The organism is Paenibacillus wynnii (assembly GCF_000757885.1).
Classification (GTDB): Bacteria; Bacillota; Bacilli; order Paenibacillales; family Paenibacillaceae; genus Paenibacillus_AQ; species Paenibacillus_AQ wynnii.
Window position 1 is genome coordinate 851511 of sequence record NZ_JQCR01000003.1, and the last position, 23638, is coordinate 875148.

At 44.9% G+C, this 23638-nt stretch carries 23 protein-coding genes; 18 read left to right on the forward strand and 5 right to left on the reverse strand.

Features of this window, described 5'->3' with window-relative positions; genetic code table 11:
* Window positions 1-95: 95 nt before the first annotated feature.
* The 6 genes from pstB (at window position 96) to PWYN_RS19360 (ending at window position 4309) form a co-directional block, all read left to right on the forward strand.
* Window positions 96-872, forward strand: coding sequence for a phosphate ABC transporter ATP-binding protein PstB (pstB, locus tag PWYN_RS19335; protein WP_036655337.1), 777 nt, complete (start codon window positions 96-98; stop codon window positions 870-872).
* A gap of 151 nt (window positions 873-1023) precedes the next feature.
* Window positions 1024-1233 carry a helix-turn-helix transcriptional regulator gene (locus PWYN_RS19340; protein WP_036655339.1) on the forward strand — a complete coding sequence of 70 codons (210 nt, stop codon included), beginning with the start codon at window positions 1024-1026 and terminating at the stop codon, window positions 1231-1233.
* Window positions 1230-1694, forward strand: a complete 465-nt coding sequence (locus tag PWYN_RS19345; protein ID WP_036655341.1) for a DUF6773 family protein — start codon at window positions 1230-1232, stop codon at window positions 1692-1694. The genes PWYN_RS19340 and PWYN_RS19345 overlap by 4 nt, the downstream gene beginning before the upstream one ends.
* A gap of 582 nt (window positions 1695-2276) precedes the next feature.
* A complete protein-coding gene (locus PWYN_RS19350; RefSeq protein ID WP_036655342.1) occupies window positions 2277-3002 on the forward strand; it encodes an MBL fold metallo-hydrolase in 726 nt (241 codons plus the stop codon).
* A complete protein-coding gene (locus PWYN_RS19355; RefSeq protein WP_036655345.1) occupies window positions 2992-3585 on the forward strand; it encodes a TetR/AcrR family transcriptional regulator in 594 nt (197 codons plus the stop codon). Before PWYN_RS19350 ends, PWYN_RS19355 begins: the two co-directional genes overlap by 11 nt.
* A 31-nt stretch (window positions 3586-3616) precedes the next feature.
* Window positions 3617-4309 (forward strand): AlkZ-related protein, encoded by a 693-nt coding sequence (locus PWYN_RS19360; RefSeq protein WP_036655347.1) that lies wholly within the window; start codon window positions 3617-3619, stop codon window positions 4307-4309.
* 110 nt (window positions 4310-4419) lie between these two features.
* Here PWYN_RS19360 and PWYN_RS29330 read toward each other — a convergent pair whose 3' ends face one another.
* The 3 genes from PWYN_RS29330 to PWYN_RS19370 all read right to left on the reverse strand — a co-directional run bounded on the left by PWYN_RS29330 (window position 4420) and on the right by PWYN_RS19370 (window position 7297).
* Window positions 4420-4596 (reverse strand): hypothetical protein, encoded by a 177-nt coding sequence (locus tag PWYN_RS29330; protein ID WP_157261221.1) that lies wholly within the window; start codon window positions 4594-4596, stop codon window positions 4420-4422.
* A gap of 219 nt (window positions 4597-4815) precedes the next feature.
* Window positions 4816-6045 (reverse strand): aminopeptidase, encoded by a 1230-nt coding sequence (locus tag PWYN_RS19365; protein WP_157261288.1) that lies wholly within the window; start codon window positions 6043-6045, stop codon window positions 4816-4818.
* A 19-nt stretch (window positions 6046-6064) separates the two neighbouring features.
* Complete coding sequence (locus PWYN_RS19370; protein ID WP_036655351.1) at window positions 6065-7297, reverse strand: aminopeptidase; 1233 nt, start codon at window positions 7295-7297, stop codon at window positions 6065-6067.
* A 152-nt stretch (window positions 7298-7449) separates the two neighbouring features.
* Here PWYN_RS19370 and PWYN_RS19375 point away from each other — a divergent pair, with 152 nt between their 5' ends.
* From PWYN_RS19375 to PWYN_RS19385, 3 genes are all read left to right on the forward strand, one after another.
* A complete protein-coding gene (locus PWYN_RS19375; protein ID WP_036655353.1) occupies window positions 7450-7725 on the forward strand; it encodes a hypothetical protein in 276 nt (91 codons plus the stop codon).
* 122 nt (window positions 7726-7847) lie between these two features.
* Window positions 7848-8201, forward strand: a complete 354-nt coding sequence (locus tag PWYN_RS19380) for a VOC family protein (RefSeq protein ID WP_036655355.1) — start codon at window positions 7848-7850, stop codon at window positions 8199-8201.
* Between the two features lie 28 nt (window positions 8202-8229).
* Window positions 8230-8736 (forward strand): GNAT family N-acetyltransferase, encoded by a 507-nt coding sequence (locus PWYN_RS19385; protein WP_036655357.1) that lies wholly within the window; start codon window positions 8230-8232, stop codon window positions 8734-8736.
* 462 nt (window positions 8737-9198) lie between these two features.
* On the opposite strand, the gene PWYN_RS19390 is transcribed toward PWYN_RS19385, so the two are convergent.
* Window positions 9199-10527, reverse strand: a complete 1329-nt coding sequence (locus PWYN_RS19390; protein ID WP_036655360.1) for a hemolysin family protein — start codon at window positions 10525-10527, stop codon at window positions 9199-9201.
* A gap of 114 nt (window positions 10528-10641) precedes the next feature.
* Here PWYN_RS19390 and PWYN_RS19395 point away from each other — a divergent pair, with 114 nt between their 5' ends.
* From PWYN_RS19395 to PWYN_RS19420, 6 genes are all read left to right on the forward strand, one after another.
* Complete coding sequence (locus PWYN_RS19395) at window positions 10642-11376, forward strand: DUF1836 domain-containing protein (RefSeq protein ID WP_036655361.1); 735 nt, start codon at window positions 10642-10644, stop codon at window positions 11374-11376.
* Window positions 11377-11469: 93 nt separating this feature from the next.
* Window positions 11470-12672, forward strand: a complete 1203-nt coding sequence (locus PWYN_RS19400) for an MFS transporter (RefSeq protein WP_036658951.1) — start codon at window positions 11470-11472, stop codon at window positions 12670-12672.
* Window positions 12673-12828: 156 nt separating this feature from the next.
* The gene (locus tag PWYN_RS28270) at window positions 12829-14379 is read left to right on the forward strand and encodes a TerB N-terminal domain-containing protein (RefSeq protein ID WP_052088169.1); all 1551 of its coding nucleotides are present in this window, start codon (window positions 12829-12831) and stop codon (window positions 14377-14379) included.
* A gap of 7 nt (window positions 14380-14386) precedes the next feature.
* A complete protein-coding gene (locus tag PWYN_RS19410) occupies window positions 14387-15706 on the forward strand; it encodes an ATP-binding protein (protein WP_036655363.1) in 1320 nt (439 codons plus the stop codon).
* On the forward strand, window positions 15703-17901 hold the full coding sequence (locus PWYN_RS19415) for a DEAD/DEAH box helicase (RefSeq protein WP_036655365.1): 2199 nt from the start codon (window positions 15703-15705) through the stop codon (window positions 17899-17901). Before PWYN_RS19410 ends, PWYN_RS19415 begins: the two co-directional genes overlap by 4 nt.
* Window positions 17902-17946: 45 nt before the next feature.
* Window positions 17947-18654, forward strand: a complete 708-nt coding sequence (locus PWYN_RS19420) for a DNA alkylation repair protein (protein WP_036655367.1) — start codon at window positions 17947-17949, stop codon at window positions 18652-18654.
* A 67-nt stretch (window positions 18655-18721) separates the two neighbouring features.
* Here PWYN_RS19420 and PWYN_RS19425 read toward each other — a convergent pair whose 3' ends face one another.
* On the reverse strand, window positions 18722-19798 hold the full coding sequence (locus PWYN_RS19425) for a permease (RefSeq protein WP_052088171.1): 1077 nt from the start codon (window positions 19796-19798) through the stop codon (window positions 18722-18724).
* A gap of 150 nt (window positions 19799-19948) precedes the next feature.
* On the opposite strand from PWYN_RS19425, the gene selD reads away from it, so the two are divergent.
* From selD to PWYN_RS19440, 3 genes are all read left to right on the forward strand, one after another.
* Window positions 19949-21007 carry a selenide, water dikinase SelD gene (gene selD / locus PWYN_RS19430; RefSeq protein ID WP_036655369.1) on the forward strand — a complete coding sequence of 353 codons (1059 nt, stop codon included), beginning with the start codon at window positions 19949-19951 and terminating at the stop codon, window positions 21005-21007.
* Between the two features lie 14 nt (window positions 21008-21021).
* Window positions 21022-22071, forward strand: a complete 1050-nt coding sequence (gene mnmH, locus PWYN_RS19435; RefSeq protein WP_036655371.1) for a tRNA 2-selenouridine(34) synthase MnmH — start codon at window positions 21022-21024, stop codon at window positions 22069-22071.
* 198 nt (window positions 22072-22269) lie between these two features.
* Entirely contained in the window at window positions 22270-23637 is a 1368-nt protein-coding gene (locus tag PWYN_RS19440) for an extracellular solute-binding protein (protein WP_420805787.1), read from the forward strand.
* Window position 23638 lies beyond the last annotated feature (1 nt).

Genomic DNA, 23638 nt, shown 5'->3' on the forward strand with positions numbered 1-23638 from the left:
GGAAGTCCAACATTCACCGCAGTTACGGTCCAAATCCAAATTCGAAAAGTTTTAAGTTCAACTTATAAAGAAGACAATTGTAGGAGGCGTAAGAAATGGGAGCGACCGCAACGGCAGTTGGGAAGTCTTTTCAAACGGAGCATTTGAGTATTTATTACGGCACATATGAAGCAGTAAAAGGGATCAGCTTACCTTTTGCTGAGAATACAGTAACTGCACTCATTGGCCCGTCCGGCTGCGGAAAATCAACCTTTCTCCGTTCATTGAACCGGATGAATGATGAAATCTCCGGATCCACAACGAAAGGTAGCATCTGGATTGACGGTATTGATATTAATGCACCGGGTACAGATGTTATCAAGCTGCGCCAAAAGATCGGTATGGTCTGGCAGAAGCCGAATCCATTCTATAAATCTATTTATGACAATATAGCTTTCGGACCTAAATATCATGGCATTAAAGGCAAAAAGGCTTTGGATGAAATTGTGGAGAGCAGCCTGCGACGTGCAGCACTGTGGGATGAGGTCAAAGATCGTCTGAAGGATTCAGCCCTGACACTGTCCGGCGGTCAGCAGCAGCGTCTATGCATTGCAAGAGCCTTATCTGTAAACCCGCAAATCCTGCTGTTAGACGAACCTGCTTCTGCGCTCGATCCTGTTTCTACAGGTAAAATTGAGGAGCTTATCAAAGAACTGAAGGAAGAACTGCGGATTGTGATCGTAACCCATAACATGCAGCAGGCTGCCCGGATTTCGGATTATACAGCCTACTTCTACCTTGGCTCACTTGTGGAGTATGATAAGACAGGCAAGGTCTTTACGAACCCGGAAAATCAAATGACCCAGGAATATATTATGGGCCGTTTTGGCTGATGATTGAAGTTAGGTAGAAGATTGAAGACGGAGCACTTTCCCTTTGGAAAGTGTTTTTTTTAGTAAGGAATGCAATATATATTGTACATTTTGGTAGTTATAGATTACAATGAGTTCAGATGGATAATTTATACATAAAGGGAGTCCTTACATGGGAGAACATAAGAATATGAAATTGAAGCTGGCACGCATCCAGAAGGATCTCTCCCAAGAACAGCTGGCAGAAGAAGTGGGTGTTACAAGGCAAACGATCGGTCTAATTGAAGCAGGAACCTACAATCCTTCCATCAAGTTATGTATTGCAATTTGCAGGACACTTAACACCACATTAAATGATCTATTTTGGGAGGAAGAAGAATGAGGGGAAAAGGGATTAAGGATGAGCGGATTACAGCGAGTATAAAGCGTTATGAAGCACAAGGATTTCAGCTGCTTAGCGCACTATTGATAGCCAGCTTAGTTGTGAAGGTATTTATTTTAAAATGGGATGTAGAAGACTATGTAGACACGATGCTTATGCTTGTGATTTCAGGGTTATACGTAGAATTTCGTAAAATAAAAGATGGTCTGTATCTACTCCCCAATAAACAAGAAAATATCAAGAAAATGAAGAAGAGTAATTATATTGGAGGGGCTGTTGCAACTTTAATATGGGCTAGTATCATGTTTATTTCTGATCTTACCGCGGGTGGAGATATCAATATTACAAGAATTATACTTAAAAGACTTGTTGGAGCTATTATATTTTTTATAGGTATTACTTGGAGTCAATGGTTTATCCTCAAGCTGTCTAATAAATATGCGAATAAAAATGCTATATAAACTGAACAAAAGAAAATAACAAAAAGCGAATAGGAACGAAATTTGGAACTGTAGGAGCGATAGCGACCGCCCGATAGCTTTCCGTAGGAAAGCTCGCTTCGAAAGCATACGCTGTATCCGGATTTCAACCGCTAAAAGCGGGTTAAATCAAAGAAAGTCTTACTACAACAGCGGCCGGAAGTCCAAATCTTCACGGTAGTGACGCCTGAGCCTTAAGTTAAAATCTTAAGTTCACATTATATAGTGAAAAGCTGCACTATATAGATTGAATTTGATAAACTGACAAAAAGGATTGAAGTAACGGAGGGGAATTTTGGAACTGGAAGAGCGGTAGCGTCCGCCTTTGTCTCCGGATTTCATCCGCTAATAGCGGTAAAAATCCAGAAATTCGGAGACAACAGCGGCTGGAAGTCCAACATTCACCGTAGTTACGACCCAAAACCAATGTAGTAAAATCTTAAGTTCATCTTATATAGGAACCTTTTAAATAAATATATTATGAACTATTTTAACCACCCATTGAAAAACTAATCTCATTAGTTTATATTGTAACTAATACCATTAGTTTCGGGAGGGATTATGATGCGCATTACTCGTGAAGGACATTTATTGCAGCTAACCTGGATGCCAAGGTTTTTTCCAGTGAATTGTTATCTTATTGAAGAAGAGGATGGGTTGACTCTTATTGATGCAGCGCTGCCCTTCTGTGTGAAGGGAATTCTACGCACGGCGAAGGGTTTGGATAAGGACATTACAAGAATCATATTAACGCATGCACATGAAGACCATGTTGGTGCACTGGACGGAGTAAAACAACAATTTCCAGATGCAAAAGTGTATATTTCAGAACGGGATTCAGCGTTGTTAAGAGGAGACCTTTCACTTCGACCCGGTGAGCCTTCGACACCTATTCGGGGGGGAGTTCCCAAAAAGGTCACAACAAAACCTGATATTCTTTTACATGATGGTGATAAAGTAGGTTCTCTACTATCCATAAGTACTCCGGGTCATACTCCAGGATCTATGTCTTTTCTAGACAGCCGCAGCCGGGCAATTATTGTTGGTGATGCTTTTCAGACTTTCCGCGGAACCGCTGTATCCGGTACGATTGTAACTTGGTTTCCCTTCCCGGCAATGGCAACGTGGAATAAGGAAGCTGCACTAGCCAGTGCATTCAAAGTCCTTGAGGCCTCGCCCTCATTGCTTGCGGTGGGACATGGGAATATAATCAAGCAGCCACGACTGAAGATACAAGCAGCTATAGATACAGCAATGAAAAAAGGAGTGAAAAAGGTTCATGTCACCTAGAGCCGGACTAGATACAAAGACTATAGTTAGTGCCGCAGCGCAAATTGCTGATGAATTTGGAATAGAGGAAGTTACCTTAGCAGCACTTGCAGCCAAGTTAGGTGTTCGTTCACCCTCTTTGTATAATCATATTAGTGGGCTACAGAGTCTACGTACACAGCTTGCCGTTTACGGCTTAGAACAGCTCTATACAGTCATGTCTGACGCAGCAGATGGGGCGAATGGCTCAACGGCTGTCCATGCCATGGGAGTTGCCTATGTGGATTTTTCCCGGAGACATCCCGGTCTGTATGAGACTACCTTAAGAGCGCCTGAGGGGCAAAATGTAGAGCTTGAAGCAATAAGTGATAAGATTTTATCGTTAATAGTTCTCGTTCTGCAGGTTTATCATTTAGGGGAAGAGGGCACGATTCATGCAGTAAGAGGTTTAAGGAGCATATTGCACGGATTCGCTTCTCTTGAGCATAAGGGAGGCTTCGGTATGCCACTGGATTCTAATGTAAGCCTGTCCCGGCTAATTGACACATTTATCGCAGGAATTGGCAGGATGAACGCTGAAGGTGAAATATCCAAGTCTGTGTGACACACTTTTCGTAAAAAGGAGAGGCAATCAAATGATAAACAGTGAAGCTCAAAAGGGTGGGATTACGACTTATGATGAGGCAGCAAATATCATATCGGAGATTGGCATTTTACCGCTGGCTACACTTCTCCCGGACCACCCATCGCTAAATAGTCTCACAAAAGCTGAGAACTGGCACACTGGATCAGAGTTGGACCCGTGGGCTTGGCGCGCTCGTTTTCCCGGGGAAGGAATTGCGGCTTATGGCAAGTTCATTAAAAAGAAAGCGATCCTCATCTCGAAGGAGTGGTTTCCTGCCTATGTCGCAGCTTTAGGAAGTGGCTCTACCCTTGAAGAACGTTATAAGAACGGACTTTGCAGCAGAGAAGCCTTGACTCTATACCGTATCATTCGTGAGGATGAGGGTATTGAGACTCGGAGACTTCGTACTGAAGCCGACATGAAAGCTACGGACAAGAAAACGGCGTTCGACAACGCGGTTACGGAGCTCCAGGGCACGTTGGACATTGTAATATCAGGTGTAGATGAACGCAAGAATGCTGAGGGTGAGAAGAGCGGATGGAACAGTACATCCTTTGAGACCGTTTCGCATTGGATGGAAGATAGCGGAATCTCGACCTTCAAAGGGACTCGAACTGAAGCCAAAGAGTGGCTGAAATCGGAGATGGATAAAGTATGGTCTCCTGCGGCTAAGACATGGATGTATAAAGCTTGGAAATGGTAAGTAAATAGGCTGTTCTATGCAAACAAAAAAGGCTACTCACTGCTCTGTACGAATAGAGCTAGGATTAGCCGTAAGCGCTTTCTAATTTGAAGGGTTGTATGTTCATGAACTTATAACATGGGCAGGATATACTGAACCAGAAAGTACAGAAATCCAAAAAACAGGATGATATAGGCGGTATATTTAATGGCATTGGAAGCAACAATGCTGGAATCAGTGGTATGGTATTCTTCCTTGCGTTCCATTTCTACTCTTTCGACTTCATTTTTGTACGGATCCTTCATCATGTTAATCGCCTCCTAAGAAGTTTTATTCCTTAACTCTATTGTGACACTTTTGTGAACTAATTTCAACAGTTTTGTGAATAAAGTTTGAACAAAAGTTCAAAATTAGACTAATATGCGTGCTATATACGTATTTAGGCCAAAAACAACCCGTTCACACCCTAGAAAAGAGGGTCCTGAACGGGTTGTTTTGTATTAACTTTCATTTGTCAAATGAATGGGTTATGCCCAATCTCCGTTACGGAAGATCGGTTCGGCTGTACCATCATCTGTAATTCCATCGATGTTCATGTCTGATGAACCCATCATAAAGTCTACATGAATAAGACTTTGATTCATCCCTTTATCCACCAGCTGTTCTTTGCTCATTGCAATGCCATCTTGCAGGGTAAAGGCATAGGCGGCTCCTATAGCCAGATGGCAGGATGCATTTTCATCATACAAAGTCGTATAGTAGAGAATTCCGCTTTCCGAAATAGGGGAGTGAAAGGGAACAAGGGCAACCTCACCGAAATAAGAGGCTCCATCGTCCATGGTTAAAAGGGTCGTTAACGTATCTAGACCTTCCTCTGCGGTATAGGCGATTACCTTGCCGTTCTCGAGTGTTAAAGTAAAGCGGTCAATGATATTACCGCCATAGCTGAGCGGTTTTGTACTTAGAACCGTACCATTGGCTCCAGTCTTAAGCGGCGCAGTGAAAACCTCTTCAGTAGGGAGGTTAGCGAGAAATGGTATACCGTGATCGTTCACACTTCCTGCTTGACACCAGATATGACCTTCAGGTAGCTCTATAGTGAGATCAGTACCGGGTGCAATATAGTGAAGACTGCGATATTTCTTATCATTTAAAAGATCACATCTATGCTTTAGACCCTCCAAATGGAGACGCCAAGCTTCTATCGGATCTGCTTGATCGGCACGGACTGCTTTGAAAATAGCATCCCACAGCAGGTCAACTTGCTGTTCCTTAGGTGCTTCAGGGAATACTTTAGCTGCCCAGGACGGGGACGGGAAGGCCAGACCGCTCCAGCTAGCATGATTGCCCATGAGCAGCTCCCGATAAGCGGAGAGAGCTTGACCGGTAGTCTTCTGGTGGTCAGCGATCCGGCTGGATTCAACTCCGCTTAGCAGGTCGGGATCGGCAGAGATAATGGTTAGAAAGGCGGCTCCGTTCCGTGCCATATCCTCTAATTCATCAGCCTGCCACTTTGGAGGCTCAAGAAAGGACTCCGAAGGGGCCAAATCATATCGCGTACGGGTAACGATTTCATCGCTATAATTAACCTTTACGAGCTGTGCGCCAGCTTCATAAGCTTTTCGTACAACTACACGAACCAGCTCCGCAGAGGCTATATCGGCATTAACAACAAGCTTTTGTCCAGGTTGGATATTCACACCTATTTTTACCGCCAGTAATGCGTAATTCTCCAGCTTTTGTTTGAAATCCAACAACATGAGGTAGCCTCCTAATTTAAAATGCCCAGTTTCCGTTAAGGAACACCGGTTCTTCAACGCCGTCGGCTGTAATGCCGTAGATGTTCATTTCTGCGGAACCGATCATAAAATCCACATGGGTAACACTTGTGTTAAGACCGTGCTCAATCAACTGTTCTTTGGTCATTTCCTTGCCGCCTTCCAGACAGAAGGCATAGGCGGTACCAATAGCCAGATGATTAGAAGCATTTTCATCAAAAAGTGTATTATAGTACAAAATATTAGATTCCGAGATCGGTGAACGATGAGGAACCAGCGCTACTTCACCAAGATATTTAGCTCCTTCATCGAGACTGATCAGATGCTCAAGAGTTTCTTGACCTTTCTCAGCCGTTACCTGAGTAATTCGGCCGTTCTCAAAAGTAATCGAAAATCCGTCAATGATGTTTCCGCCATAACTAAGAGGTTTTGTACTACGTACTACGCCGTTCACACCCGTCTTGAGTGGTGCCGTAAATACTTCTTCTGTTGGCATGTTGGCGACAAAGGAATGCCCCTTAGCATTAATACTGTCTCCTTGTGCCCATAGGTGGCCTTCCGGCAGTTCAATGCTTAGATCAGTACCTGGAGCTATGTAATGCAATTTTTTATACTTTTTGGCATTCAGAACATTGGACTTTTGCTCCAGATTATCTAAATGCTCTTGCCATGCAGCTACAGGATCTTCACGGTCAAGTCTTACGGTGTGAAAAATGGCCTCCCATAGTTTATCTACACGTTCCTCTGCAGGGAGATCAGGGAATACTTTATCCGCCCAGTTTTGCGAAGGAATGGCTACCAGACACCAGCTCACTTTATCAGACATTTGCATTTCACGGTATTTGGTAAGAGCAGCTCCGCGTGTTTTTTGGGAATTAGCAATACGTTCCGGATCAATACCTTTGAGTGCATCGGGGTTCTCGGCAAGCACAGTGAGAAATGCAGCACCGTTCTCTGCCAATTCAGTCATCTCACCTGCCAACCAGGTCGGCGCTTTCGTAAACGTTTCCGGGGCTGCATACTCGAACTGCTGGCGAGTTATACTTTCATCGTTCCAATTTACTTTCACAAGACTGGCTCCCACAGCATACGCTTTGGCAGTAATTAGACGTACGAAATCCGCAGCCACAATCGGTGCACTCACTACCAGTGTTTGACCCGGTTGAACATTGATACCGATTTGTATGGCAAGATCGGCATATTTTTGCAGCTGATTCTGAAAATTACTCATGAAAGTTTCCTCCAATATCTAAATAATAAGCATTGTACAAATTATTAACCGCCGGAAGAAAAAAGTCAATTAAGGGCAAGGGGAGGGATTTACGATCATTTCAATGATATACTGTGTGTGGTAAGTGATCATATTTGAAGGGAAGATTAGGTATGACAATTAAGATATTAAGTTCGGAAATGCGTCGTCACGAGGATAGAAGCTTTGTTGGGAAGACCATATTCAGTCTAGACAATCATAAAGCGAATTATGAAATCACCTTTTTTAGTACTAGAGGCACGGAGTGGGACTACAGCTTAAGCTTTGCTGGTGAACCTGGAAGTGAAGAAGAGATGCTGCAGACAGACGCTTTGCTAGAAACGAATGATGATATTTACAATGAGTTATTAGATGCAGCGTTGGATGCACAGGAAGTCGAAGAAGAATAACACCTTACCGGCGGCAACCGTCGCCGGGTAATACCCCGTTCCATTATATAGAAGGAAAATGGCTTTTTTTATCGAATTGTTTAAGATAATGCCAGTTTGATCTTCCAATAGGGGGTTATACAGTGACAAGTCCAATTCTCAATCAGATCGGTGCAGTCTTTATACCAGTAAGTGATATAGAAAGATCCAAGCAATGGTATTGCTATCTTTTGGGACTGCCGATTGAAGAAGAAGTCCTATTCGGACATTTGTACGTTGTTCCTATGGAAGGGCCGGGAATTGTGCTCGATAGTAGAATCTTTACAAGGGAGTGTGTGTTAAATGCTCCAGCCTTTCATCTGAACACCAGAGATATTGATGCTGCCTATGACTTTGTGAAGGCATGCGGAGCAGAGATTCTGACGGATATCGAACATGACCATTGGTTCAACTTCAAGGACCCTGACGGGAATGTATTGATGATTTGCCGCTGCTGATATGACTTTTCTTAGGAGGTGACTCTATATGATAATTACGCTTAGGAAACTGGTGCCCGAGGACTCAGAGGAATTACTACAGTTGCAGCATCAGTTGGATGAAGAATCTACCTTCATGCTGCTTGAGCCTGATGAAAGGCAGAGCGGGCTGCGGCAGGTTAGGGAAATGATAGAGAATTTCATGATGGCAGAAACCTCAGTCCTTATCGGTGCAGATGTAGACGGCATTCTTGTAGGATTCATGTCCCTGAGAGGGGGGACCGTTCGGCGAAATCAACACAGTGCTTACCTAGTAATCGGAATTCTGAAGCAATATCAGGGTGTTGGTATTGGAACAGCGTTGTTTCATGAGATGCACGAGTGGGCTGTTGAACATCACGTTATACGTCTTGAGCTTACAGTCATGACCCATAATCATCGAGCCTTGGCCTTATATATTAAAAGCGGTTTTACGATCGAAGGAACAAGAGTGAAGTCGCTTAGAGTGAATGGACAATGGGTCGATGAGTTTTACATGGGTAAAATTATAGAATAGTCTTCAAACTGAATACATAATCATCCGTTGGGAACGGAAACGGTTCATTGTACGGAACCATTGGCAGGCAAAGTTGGTCCATGGTATATTGAATTTACAGAAGAAACCTCTCCTTTGAAATGGTTGTGTGGTAACTCCATTTTACCAAAGGGAGGTTTCTTTTTGCTGTTTTTAGAGAAGATTTTGGAATGGTTACCGCTGAAATTAGCGGAGAGGACGGAACGATTGCGGAAAAGCGGTAGCGGTCGCCCGAAAGTTTTCCGAAGGAAAACTAGCTTCGAAAGCATAAGCTATCTCCGGATTTTTACCGCTAAGGAAAATAAATAAAATTTGGAGAGCACAGCGATTGAAGCAACGGTCCGTTCGCGGAGCGCCCGCTAACAGCAACAACTTAAGCCTTACACAAAAGAGAGGGCCGTCCCAGTAGCCATTTGCATGGCTTTTGGGACAGCCCCTTCTTAACTAATGTGAGTTTTTTTCCTCGGTTTGTTCGGGATTATCAGGTGAATCTATAATGATTTCGACCTTCCGAATTCGGTGTCTGTTCATTTCGCGAACAATAACCTTTACATGATCACGCGTTACACTTTTTCCAATCGCTGGGTCGGGAAGGTGACTATATATCCAACCACCGATTGTGATGACCTCATCATCCTCGAAATCCAGTCCCGTCAGTTGCTTGATTTCAAGCAAGGATACCTTGCCATCAAATAAATAATGAGAATCACTCAGTTTTTCTATATTTCTACGCTCATCCTCGTCAAATTCGTCACGGATTTCTCCTACTATTTCTTCCAAAATATCTTCAATCGTTATAAGACCGGACGTTCCACCGTATTCATCCAGCAAAAGGGCAATATGCACACGTTCCTTCTGCATTCGGGTCAAGACTGTCTTTACAGGTGTAACTTCGGAGACCGTTAATACCGGTTGAATCAAACCTTTAAAATTAAAATCAGGATTGTTGTCATACTCCAGGTAAAGCTGCTTTGTATTAATCATCCCTATAATGTTATCCTTATTGCCTTCAGCAACTGGGAAGCGGGTATATTGCTCTTTACGGATAACACTGAAGTTTTCCTGCAGCGAGTGATTCGAAAAAAGACATACCATATCTGTACGAGGAACCATTATTTCGCGGGCTAACATTTCATCAAAAGTAAAGATTCGGTTTACGTATCCGTACTCAGCCTTATTAATCTTACCGCTCTCATAGCTTTCAGAAAGGATAAGCCGAATTTCTTCCTCGGAATGCGCATCCCCATGCTCGCTGGCAGGCTTCAGACCAAATAGACGAACTAGTAGATTTGCAGAACCGTTTAGAAGCCAAATCAAAGGATACAGGATTTTATAGAACCAAATGATCGGTAAGGCTGTCATCAGGCTGATTTCTTCCGGCTTGTTAATAGCAGCGGTTTTCGGAGCAAGTTCCCCGACAACAACGTGTAAGAATGTTGCAATGAAGAAAGCGAGTGCAAAAGCTAAAATGTGACTAAAATCCACATTAATGCCTGCCCAGTCAAACAGCGGAAGCAGCATTTGTTCAAATGCCGGTTCAGCAAGTGCCCCGATTCCGAGTGCTGTAATGGTAATCCCCAGCTGACAAGCGGATAAATACCCGTCAAGATTGGCTGAGACCCTTTGGACAGCTACCGCATTCTTGCGTCCTTCTATAACCATTTGGCTGATGCGGCTGCCTCTTAGCCTTACCATTGCAAATTCCGTAGCTACAAAAAAAGCAGTTAAAACAATCAAAACAGCTACCAACGTTAAACTGAGTCCTATACCCATTAAATCTTTACCATCCCTTTCATTCTATAAGTAGGTTATACTCAAATTATGAGTTCTTATGAACCTATTCTACGAATTATTCGTTAAAATATCAAATGGGGAGGCATCCCAAGCATGGAATCATTTACTTTGACCCGAAAAGAAATGTCCCATATACTGCTCTCATTAACCGGAAACTTGGACCAAGAACCACCAAACGTTCTTCAGGAATCATGGATCAAATTTCATCAAACTGAGAATCAGAATGAACTCCCAGCAATTGTACAAAAAATGATTAAAGGCAGAATCCCAAAAGGGTTGTCTCTTGGAGACATTGCGGCTTTAGGCAGCCATATAGAGTATTCCACACTTTCCGTAACCGCCATGCAGAATTGGGTGAAACGAGACTTTAAAGAATATTTGGGCTCGCCTCGTCAGGGGAAGAAGTACTCCATGAATCAGGCGGCGTTATTATTCATGATTGATGATCTTAAAGCGGCTCTTGATTTCGAGAGCATTCGCCAGCTGTTTCACCAGTTATTCCTGAAGCCTGAACGTGACGATGATGATCTGATAGAGCCTGCCCAGCTTTATAAGGCATATGCGGGTCTTTTTGAAGCCATCAAATGTAATCCTTCCTTTCAAAATCATCAAATGTATGCTCGGAATATAACGGGTGAAAAGTCATGGAAGGATTGTGTTATAGAGGATTCTACTGAGGGAATGATGAAAAGGTTGGCTCATCTAACACGGACACAAAGCGAGGCGGTCTGGAACACAATATTCATAGCCGCGATCTCCGTTCAAACCTGTTATTTTCAGTCTCTTGCCAGACAATCCTTGCATTCAGCGTTATTCCTTGATTTTTGAGCGTTTCAATTTTAATATATGAAGGTAAAATATGCTATATTATGATGTCCACAGTCGCTATGTAGGAAAGAGAGGTTTTTTGAGGTGAATCAAATGACACTGCTGCGGAATCCGAAGCAAAGAAAGCTCCTGTTCAGTGCAGGCATAAGCTGGATGTTTGACGCCATGGATGTTGGCATGATTTCTTTTGTTGTGGCAGCATTAGCAAAAGAATGGAAGCTTGGGCCGGAGCAGATTGGAATATTAACCAGCATCAACTCCGTGGGTATGGCTGTTGGTGCAGCGGCGGCGGGGATTATGGCAGACCGCTTTGGACGTAAATCGGTACTGCTCTGGACGTTGTTGATTTTTTCTGTTGCGAGTGGCTTATCCGCTTTTGCTACGGGTTTTGCCATATTATGTGTGTTGCGTTTCATTACCGGCGTGGGTCTGGGCGGAGAACTTCCGGTTGCTTCAACTTTGGTTTCGGAGAGTATGCCCGCTGAGGAAAGAGGACGAGCCGTTGTGCTGCTGGAGAGCTTTTGGGCGCTTGGCTGGATTGCATCGGCTTTAATTGCTTACTTCGTAATTCCGGATTACGGATGGCGTGTGGCTTTTGCTATTGGTGCACTACCTGCCTTGTATGCTATTTACCTGCGGCGTGCGATTGATGATTCTCCACGGTTTGCGGAAATCCGGAAGGCTCCTTTGTCATTAAAGAAACGCGTAGCAATCGTCTGGTCTCAGGAATATAGACGTTCTACGATTATGCTCTGGATTCTGTGGTTCACCGTTATATTCTCATATTATGGGATGTTCCTGTGGCTGCCAACCGTCATGGTCCTCAAGGGCTTCAGCTTGGTTAGAAGCTTTGAGTATGTATTAATTATGACGCTTGCCCAGCTTCCTGGTTACTTTACAGCTGCTTATTTTATTGAGAAATTTGGACGCAAGTTTGTATTAGTGGTTTATTTGTTATTAACAGCGGTGAGCGCCGCCTGGTTCGGAAACTCTACGACAGAGGGAATGCTTATGGCAGCCGGGATCTGCTTATCCTTCTTTAACCTAGGAGCTTGGGGTGGAATGTATGCTTATACACCGGAGCTGTATCCTACGGCTATACGTTCTACGGGTTCCGGCCTTGCGACTTCCTTCGGGAGAATTGGGGGTATTATCGCTCCTCTCTGGGTCGGGGTACTTGTAGGTCGCTCTGTGGACATCGGATCTATCTTTATGATTTTTTTCGTAACCATTATTATCGGTGCGCTTGCTGTGCTCTTTCTTGGAAAAGAAACCAAGGGAACGGAGCTTATTTGATCCCTATTCTTTGTATACTTTAACTTGAAGTTGCTCTAGCAACAATGCTAATATGAACCTAACTTATATAATGAATAAACGGTTCCTTCACGTATGTGAACAGGACCGTTTTTCGTATTAAACTGTAATCTTCGACAATGGATGGAGGGACGGAACATGGAAAATGACAAGAAACAACCTCATTTTACGGAGTTGGTCTGGGAAAGTACAGAACAGAATGTAGCCATCCCTCCGCGTAATTCATCTGAAGAAGTGAAGCTGAATAAGATACGTACAATAAATGCTCCCCCTGAGACCTCAGTACAACTGCAGCTCTGGGATATGGAGTCAGAAGTAAAGGAGCCGGTAACAACTACTGAAGGGGAGTTTGTGAAACGGGCCAGAGTGCTTCAGCATCGCAAGGAACCACCGTCTCTTTTTGTACCCTTTAAAAGCTATTGGCCCACTTATGGTCATATGACTGGAGCGCAGAATAGATGGTATTTCTACTGGCGTGATGAAGTTAGGTTAGGCAGGTATCATAAGACAGATCTTTCTTATATTTTTTTGCATGTGTACGAGCTTATTAATGGAGTGGGATGGGACACCCCTTCTGAGGGATATAGACAGCTGTGTCAAATATGGGAAGCTTATCGAGATACATATAAACGGCTGGATCAATATCTGGGCGGCTGGATTGCCGACTTTTCCTTTGTTCATCATCTGGAAGTACCGCTATCTACAATTGTAGCCCGTTCACGCGGTCTGGCAGGTGATCTGGCGGAGCTTGAGCTGATGCGATGTCTATCCTCCTCTAGAGAGCAGCTGTCCTTCGCAGGATTAACGGTAATGTCCGATTATGATATAAGCAAGTCCAAGTTCTACCTAAGTGAAGGTAAAGAAGCTGCCGAACGTTACATCCCGCAGGTAGTAGCACTAATCGATGCGTATGTCACCCGCAAACACGGCAAGAATCTGGTGGAAATGTTCCCGCCAAGTCCGCCGGTGCATCGGGAGCGCTACTTATTCCGCAGTGCTGTATATGACATCTCTCTCTATGGATATTCCATACTTATACCTGTCGTTCGAGTCAGCAAATCTCTACCGCTTCGCAGTCTTATCACACGATTATTTCGTCTGACCGAGAATAAGCTTAGAGAGCTAATGGGATATCGGGGAAGACTTAAAGGCGTTAAAGTAGATGCGGATATGGACGATCTTGTGACCCGTTTTCTGCAGCGGGAGTTCCGTAAGTCAGAACAGGAACTGAAGGGTCCGGCAGTTGTAATTGATCAGGAGAAGCTGGAACGTTTGCAGTCGGATTCCGAAATCGTTCGAACTCTGCTCATGGTGGAGGAAGTCGTCATTCCAGATGATATGTCTGCGGATGATTACGAAATGGCAGCTACGACCCACGATGAGAATCCGATGAAAGACACTGTTGTAACTGCTAACTTCGACATGGACTCTGAGATCCTGTCAGCCACAGGGTGGGAGCAATTTACTGCAGTGCTTAGCCCGTTACAACGAGAAGCAATAATCCTGCTTAATAATGAAGTAGAGGGATGGAATGCTTTTCAAAAACTGGCTGTAACCAGCGGGACTATGCCTGAATTGTTAATGGATGAGATTAATGAAATCGCCATGGACACTTTGGGTGATCTACTTATAGACGGGGAAGAGATCTCTGAAGAATATGCTCCAATGCTGCAATACTTAACGAGGTGAATGAAAGATGAATGAGTTTAAAATACCCAAACGGATGACGACAGCACTCGTCAACTCACTGACAGCCGGTGTAGTGCCGCGCATTGGACTGGAGCATATCGCTGTCGGACGAAGACCAGAGGTTGAAGCTATATTACGAGATATGGACAATATAGCCGAAGGTGGAGCTGCTTTCAAGCTGATTACCGGAAAGTTCGGAAGCGGCAAAAGCTTCCTGCTCCAAATGATCCGAAATTACGCGATGGATCGGGACTTCGTGGTGGCAGATGCTGATTTGTCTCCTGAGCGACGTTTGGTGGGAACCAAAGGGCAGGGGCTCGGGACATATCGGGAGCTGATGAGTCACCTATCGACACGGACACGCCCGGACGGCGGGGCATTGGAGATTATTTTGCAAAAGTGGATTTTTTCGCTACAACAGAATGTCATGCAGGAAAAGAGCCTTGGCCCGGACGATCCGCAGCTAGGTGAAGAGGTGGAGCAGAGAATATATGCGGTGACCTCTGAGATGCGGGGACTTGTTCATGGCTTTGATTTTGCAAAAGTATTAGCGTCTTATTGGAACGCTCACAAGCTGGCGGACGATGAGTTGAAGCAGGATGCGCTTCGTTGGCTTCGCGGTGAATTTGCTACCCGTACGGAAGCTCGGAAGGCCTTGGGTGTGGGTGTCATTATCGACGATGACAATTGGTATGATTATATGAAGCTATGGGCGGAATTCACGGCTGCCATTGGATATAAGGGGTTGCTGCTCTTTATTGACGAAGGAGTTAATCTATATAAAATAACGAACAGTATTTCGCGTCAAAGCAATTATGAGAAGCTCCTCACCATGTTCAACGATACGATGCAGGGGAAGGCTGAAAGTCTCGGAATCTTTATCGGGGGAACACCACAGTTCGTAGAGGATGGTCGGAGAGGTTTATTCAGCTATGAGGCGCTTCGCTCCAGATTGGTGGCCGGGCGTTATGGAGGATCAGGTCTGAACAATTTCACCGGACCTATTATTGCGCTGGACATGCTTTCGCATGAAGAAATACTGGTGCTGCTTCAGAAACTAAAGAATATTCATGCCATGCACTACGGCTATGAGGCTGAACTTTCCCAGTCACAGCTAGTACACTTTATGGAAGAGGCTGTCGGTAGATTGGGTGCTGAAGAGCTGCTGACTCCGCGCGAGGTCATCCGCGACTTCATGGATTTGCTACACACTCTGCGCCAGCACCCTGAAGTTTCCTTCGAGAAGCTAGTGGGAGAGCGTACTTCAAAGCCCGTAGATGCAGATCAGAATGAACTGGACGGTTTTCTGGCGGAGTTCGAATTATGAGTGATAATCCATTTTACCGGCTGGCTCCATTTATTAAGGAGTTCATATATAAGAATCGCTGGGAAACCTTGCGTGAGGCGCAAGTGGACGCTTGCCGTGTGTTGTTCGATACGCCGCATCATTTACTTATCGCCTCGGGTACGGCTTCCGGCAAAACAGAAGCGGCTTTTTTTCCTGCACTTACCGAGCTTCATGAACGTCCATCCACTTCAGTAGGAATTCTATATATTGCTCCCCTTAAAGCTTTAATTAACGATCAATTTACCCGTTTGAACGACTTGTTGAGGGAAGGCGGAATTCCCGTTTGGCATTGGCATGGCGACGTACCTCAGGCCGACAAAACCAAGCTGATGCAGAATCCTTCGGGTGTCCTGCAGATTACACCGGAATCACTTGAAGGCCTGCTCATGAACCGCCCCAATGCGATTCCGGCATTATTCCATGATTTACGCTTCATTGTAGTTGATGAAGTTCATGCGTTCATGGGAGCCGACCGCGGTATTCAAGTCCTGAGTCAACTGGCTAGAATTTCCCGTATGTCCGGCTGCTATCCACGCCGAATTGGCCTCTCTGCCACGCTTAGCGACTACGCTTCGGTTACGGAGTGGCTTGCCGCAGGAACAAGAGAGAAGGTGGAGGTATCCGCACCACAGGGAGGGCGTAAGCTTCGTCTTAGTGTGGAGCATTTTTCCTTTCCTGATGCACGGGATGAAGTGCAGGCAGAGCATTTGGAGCGTGCACGACAAGCTTACTACGATTATATCTACGACCATACCCATCTTAAAAAAGCTCTGATCTTCACGAATAGTCGCTCGGATGCCGAGACGGCTACACTGGAGCTGCGGAGAACGGCAGCCAAACGCGGTGAACGGGATGTATTTCACGTTCATCACGGCAGTATCTCGGCGATGCTGCGCGAAGAGACCGAAGCTGCACTTCGCCAAGGACAAGGGCCTGCGGTTGCGGCAGCAACCTTAACCTTGGAGCTTGGCATCGATCTCGGCGAGCTGGAGCGAGTGCTGCAGCTTGGCGCACCTTATAGCTGTGCAAGCTTTGTGCAGCGTCTAGGACGCTCTGGTAGGCGCGGAGATGCCGCGTCTGAGATGATCTTCGTCACTCCGGAGGAGGAAGACGAGGAGGCACAGCTACCAGCAAGAATGCCTTGGACCTTGCTTCGGGCGATTGCGGTGATCGAGCTGTACGTGCGGGAGAAATGGGTTGAACCGCTAGTTGTTCGAAAGCTGCCCGTTGGATTACTGTATCATCAGACCATGAGTATCCTGAAAAGCATGGGGGAAGCCGAACCAGACGACTTAAGAGAGGCTGTACTTAGCCTACCGTCTTTCAGGAGTATTGATCAGACAGACTATGAGACCTTCATGACCTACATGATCGGAATAGGTCAAATCGAGCGAATGGATGAAGGAAGCCTAATCATTGGCATGGCTGGAGAGAAAATCGTGAACAACTTCCGGTTTTATGCTGTGTTCAAGGATGACGAAGAGCATGTTGTCTACAATGGTACAGAAGAAATTGGTTCCATTACAACGGTTCCGCCACCAGGCTATTGCTTTACACTGGCAGGTAAACTGTGGAAGGTTGAGGAAGTAGATACACGTCATAAGGCGGTATATGTCAAGACTTCACGTGGTAAAGTAGATACTCTATGGCTTGGAGCAGGTGGGGATGTGCATACCCGTATCATGCGGAAAATCCGCGAAATTCTGGACGAAACCGCACTTTATTCCTATTTAGCTCCAAGTGCCGCGGCACGTCTGGAACGAGCCCGCCGATTGGCCAAGGAAAGTGGCCTTTTGGAACGATCCGTTCTTCCCGCAGGTGGTGATTCTATGTTCATTATGCCATGGGCAGGCAGTCGGCAATTCCGGACCTTGGAAAGATTGCTTAAGAACAATCTAAAAGGTCCACTGAAATTGCGTTCAATTGTACCTATGGAGCCCTATTACATGGTTGTTGCCGGCAGTACGGATGCGGAAACACTGGAAGCAGAGATTATCGCAGAATCTACCGCTGCCACAGAGCCTTTATCTTTGCTATCACCGGATGAAGCACCTTACCTTGGCAAGTATGATGAATTCATTCCACATGAACTGCTACGTAAGGCGTTTTCGTTAGATGGGCTGGATGTGCCTGGGTTGATAGAGGTGCTGAAGCAATGGCGACAGCCGGAGTAAAGATATACAATTTGACATTGATGTTGGTGAAGGGAGTGTTGAATTATGAATTTTGATATGGTTATGCAGGAGCTTGAAGCTCTCGGCAAGGAACGAATGAAGAAAATATACGAATCTAATGGCGCTCATGAACCGCTTTTTGGCGTGGCTACAGGTGCAATGAAGCCCATCTTCAAGAAAACTAAAATAAATCAGCCGTTGGCTGAGCAGCTTTACAACTCAGGGAATTATGACGCAATGTACTTCGCGGGCATTATTGCAGACCCCAAAGCTATGACTGAAGCGGATTTTGAACGTTGGATCGATGGAGCATATTTTTATATGCTGTCCGATTTTGTGGTTGCAGTAACGTTGGCAGAATCTGATATTGCTCAACAAGTTGCCGATAAATGGATCGCAAGCGGTGAAGAGCTAAAGATGTCAGCGGGCTGGAGTTGTTACTGCTGGCTTTTGGGTAGCCGTCCAGACAGTGAATTTTCCGAAAGTAAAATAGCCAATTTGCTTGAACTTGTGGAAAATACGATACATGGTTGTCCTGAACGAGCTAAATACGCTATGAATAGTTTTATTTACACAGTGGGGGTATCCTACTTACCACTTTATGATAAGGCGGTTGAGACCGCCAAGGCTGTAGGCCCGGTAGAAGTCCAACAAGATAATAAAAAAAGCAAGTTCCTACACGCTTCCGAAACGATTCAAAGTGCAGCTGATAAAGAGAGACTTGGTTTTAAACGCAAACATGTTAGGTGTTAAAATATACAAACAAAAGGGCTCTCTTCATTTGGGTGAAGGAGAGCCTTTTTTATGTGCAATGTGCATTTTATAAAATGAATGAACCTACTAGACCACTCAGCAAACCCAATCCGATCACAGAGAACAATACGAACCAAACCACACGGCGTGGGTAGGAGCGGTATACCATTAATAAGGATGGCAGACTGATCGTTGGGAGGGTAACAAGCAGAGCACCTGCAACGCCTGTACCAAAGCCAAAGGAAAGGAAAGTTCCAATAATAGGAATCTCAGCAGCCGTTGGAATAACAAACAAGGTACCGGCAATCGTGAATATAATCACCGCTAGAATTCCGTTCATCGCACCTTCACCAAGAGCTGGGAACATCCAGGCTCTTGCTCCCCCTAGAAGGAGGACACTGAAGAAGTAAGCTGGAATTACCGTTAGTGACATTGAACCTACGTTGCGAACCCACCGAGAAAGAAGTGATCCTTCAAGTTCTACAATCGTATCAACAGTCTCTACAACGTTTTCAGGGATTTCAGACTTGCCAGCAAACCGCTCCGCGAAATAACTAACGGCAAAAGTAAGGATCAAGCCAAACCCTAAACGCATCAACGTGAACTTCCACGATAGGACGAAGGTCATAAAAATTAGTGTTGCTGGATTTAGCACGGGATTGCCTAGCCAAAAAGCTAAGCTGGCACCCACGGAGACATTCTTTTTACGCAATCCCACAGCAATTGGAGCCGCACAGCAGGTACACATCATCCCCGGAAGGGATGCGAGTCCCCCTAAAGCGGTACTTTTGAAGTTTGCTTTACCAAGAACACGAAGAAGCCATTGTGAAGGAAGAAGTACCTGTACCAATGAGCCTAGCAATATACCTAGAACGGCTGCTTTCCACACGGATTTAAAATAACCTGCGGCATAATCCCATGCGGCCTGGATCGACGGATCTGGTCCAGTGGCTTGATCTCCAGTCAAAATGGAAGAACCAATAGAATGCTCGGTTGCGGCTTTGATCGCCTTGTGATAATAAGGCCACCATTTCACATAAGACAGACCTGCAAGCGCAATGAGTAGAAAAATTAACGCCATGATAAGCGCTTTGTAGCTTATAGGTGGTTTAATACCAAGTGAAGAATGGTTAGAAGCAGACATAGTCGATGCGGACCCCCATAAATTTATAAATTTCAAGATTACAATTATAACATAGGGAAAAACGTATAGTCAGTTTAGTTTTGTACAATGTCTGCTTCTTCGTGTAAGATTAATAATGATGTTCAAATCATGACAAGGAGCTGAGCGGTGATGTCTCAAGCTGAAACTATAAAGCTAACTTCACTTTCTTCGAAAGGAGGTTGCGGTTGCAAGATAGGTCCTGCCGATCTTATGCAGGTGCTGCGCAGTCTACCTCCAACTGTTCCTAATCCCGATCTGCTGGTAGGGCTGGATACAAGTGACGACGCGGGAGTATACCGTTTAAGTGACGATCTGGCGTTGGTGCAGACGGTAGATTTTTTCACACCGATTGTGGATGACCCTTATTCTTTCGGTCAGATCGCCGCAGCCAATGCGTTAAGCGATATCTATGCTATGGGTGGAAAACCACTTACCGTACTTAATATTGTTGCTTTTCCGATTTCTGTTTTGGATAAAAGCATCCTGGCCGATATTTTGCGCGGGGCAGCTGATAAAGTGCAGGAAGCAGGAGCCACTCTGGTGGGCGGCCACTCCATTGACGATAAAGAGCCTAAGTTTGGTTTAGCCGTAACAGGGCTGGTTCATCCTGGTAAAGTGAGAACGAACGCAGCAGCACGCACGGGTGACAAGCTTATCTTGACGAAACCGATAGGTGTGGGGATCTTGACTACTTCTATAAAAAAGGATCAGCTATCCCCGGAGGAGACCACTCGCCTAACAGCAGTTATGTCTACTCTCAATAAAACGGCTGCAGAAATTATGTCTGCCTTTGATGTGCACGCCTGCACGGACGTAACCGGTTTTGGGCTGCTGGGACATGCCTCGGAAATGGCAAAGGGAAGCCGGTTGGGACTGGTTATCCATCAAGAAGATGTACCTATGCTGCCGCGGGTTAGAGAGCTTGCCGAGAAAGGTTTTGTACCCGGAGGGACTAAGAATAACTTTGCACATTTGGAAGGTTCTATCCTTTATCCCGATGAGATGGATCAGATTGACCGTTACATCCTATGCGACGCAGTTACCTCGGGCGGCTTATTAATTTCTGTTGCTGCCGATCAAAGCGACCAATTACTTACAAAGCTTAAGGATGCCGGTGTAGAAGCTGCACAAATCGGAGAAGTAACTGATGCTCACCCCGGTCAGATTTCTGTTATAGCTGCCAGATAAGAGGAGAGAGACTATTGTTTCAGGATATTACATTAGAAGAATTAAGAATACTTAAGGCTCGGAAGAAGCTATCCATTATTGATGTGCGATCTCCTTCTGAATATGTAGAATCAACATTGCCAGATAGTCTGAATATCCCCTTGTTTGATGATCAGGAACGGGCCGAGATTGGCACTTTATATAAGCAGACTAGTGTTCAGGCTGCCAAGGAACGCGGGTTGGAGGTAGTCTCTGCCAAGTTGCCGGCTTTCATTAAAGAGTTTGGTGAGATTGAAGGAGACAAGGTTGTTTTTTGCTGGAGGGGAGGTATGCGTAGCCGGACGACGGCAACGGTTCTTTCCTTAATGGATATTCATGCTTATCGGCTGGTGGGCGGCTTCAAAGCTTACCGGAAATGGGTGCTGGACGAACTGGAGAACTATGATTTCAAACCGAAATCTTACGTTATTCACGGGAATACCGGCACAGGCAAAACTAATCTTTTACATCGACTGAAGGCTCTGGGTCATCCTGTTTTGGATTTGGAGGGAATGGCTGGTCATCGCGGCTCTATATTTGGGGAAATTGGACTCCGTGCCAATAATCAAAAAACCTTCGACAGCCTTCTATTAGAGGAATTGATTTCACTGGGACAATCATCTTATGTACTGTTTGAAGCAGAGAGCAAAAGAATTGGTAAGGTTGTTATGCCCCCGTTCATGGCGCAGCAGAAAGAAAAAGGTATCCAAATATGGATTGACATGCCTATCGAATCCAGAGTACGGCAGATCCTTGAGGATTATCAACCCGAGCAGTTCAAAGACCAATATATCTCAGCATTCCTCAGTATCAAATCCCGTATTCATGTTCCAGTGGCCGCAGAAATTGAAGGCTATTTGAAGGCTGATCAATTCGGTGAGGCCGTAGCCTTGCTGCTGGAATATTATTATGATCCAAGATACGATTACACCTCTACGCAGTATGAAGATTCCGAGCGAGTGTGTTTTAAAGTGAATCATTTGGATGAAGCTGAAGCGGCTGTAGTCTCATATTTAGCCAATCAGATGCACTCCATAACTACTTAATAGAAGTCATCACACAAAGGTGGAAGCTCTAGTGATTTATCCACCTTTTTTTTGGTGGGTGGTCTTTTCAGTTGCCAATTATCTCTAACTTTAGTAGTTTCCCTAGAAAAAACAAACCTTATTTCTTAACTTCGCGTATTGATGGAAGCGCTTTACAAGGAGATAATTGATTTATCACATTATAGGGGGCTTTAATAAATGATCAATAAAAAAACGAAGAGAACATTCAGCTTTGTAATGTCAGCAACACTAGCACTGAGTTTGGCTGCATGTGGAAACGCTAACAACAATAAAGAAAACGCAGAAGCCACTAAAGCACCAGAAACTACTGATAACGCTGCTGCTGCAACAAAAGCACCTAGTGACGAAAAAGTAACCATCACGTTCCAAAATATTTACCCGGATCCAGCAGCACCTTCTACTCAAATGCTTAAAGCATTGGTAGAGGAGTACACAGCAGCTCATCCAAATGTAACCATTGAACTGGACACGTTGAACACTGACCAACAAAAAGTGAAGCTGAAAACACAAGCTGCTTCCAAAGAAGTACCTGATATCACTATCGTTAACCCGGCTGCACAAATGAAACCTTTCGTTGACGCCGGACTATTTGCTCCACTGAATGACATGTTGGATCAAAATGGTCTGAAGGACACTTACCAAGAAGGTTTGCTTGACTACTATAGCTTCGATAATAACGTCTACGCATTGCCAGATGGTAATAACATCGAAGTTGTATACTACAACAAAGAGTTGTTCAAACAAGCGGGTATCGAAAAAACGCCAACAACATTTGAAGAAATGCTTGCTGATGTTAAGATCCTGAAAGATAAAGGAATCACACCGCTGGCAATCGGCGAAAAAGATTCCTGGACCGGTTCATTCTTGTTCATGAACATCCTGCTTCGTACAAACGGTGGCCCTGGCTTCCTGCAAGACGTAATGGATGGCAAAAAAACATTTGAAGATCCTGCTTTCATTGAAGCAGTAGATGCATTCCAACAACTGGTGCAAGCTGGAGCATTCCCTGATGGAGCAACTTCTATCGATGCAACTGCAGGCGGTAACATCTTTAAAACTGGTAAAGCTGCTATGTGGGTAATCGGATCATGGGAAACAGGCGCAGTTGATGCTTCATCCGTAGGCGGTAAAGTTGGAGCATTCCAATTCCCTACAGTTAACGGCAAAGGTAACCCAAATGAATTCATGTTGGCTCCAGGTAGCGGTTTTGCAATCTCTGCAAACAGCGAACACCTTGACGCTACTAAAGAATTCTTGAACTTCTTCACCCTGAACCTGCCTAAGAAACAATTTGAATTGAAAAATGCTGTAGGTCTTGGACAAAAAGTAGACGGTGACCTGAAAGCTGCCGGATACTCTGACCTGGCAATCGAAGTAGCAGAATTGTTCAACAATGTTAAAGGCGGCGACCTGGCGTTTGACAACACTATGAACCCTGCAACAGCACAAGTACATTTGAGCAGTATCCAAAACCTCTTTGTACAAAAAGTTGAATCTGCACAAGTTGCAAAAGAACACCAAACAGCATTTGAAGCAAATAAATAAG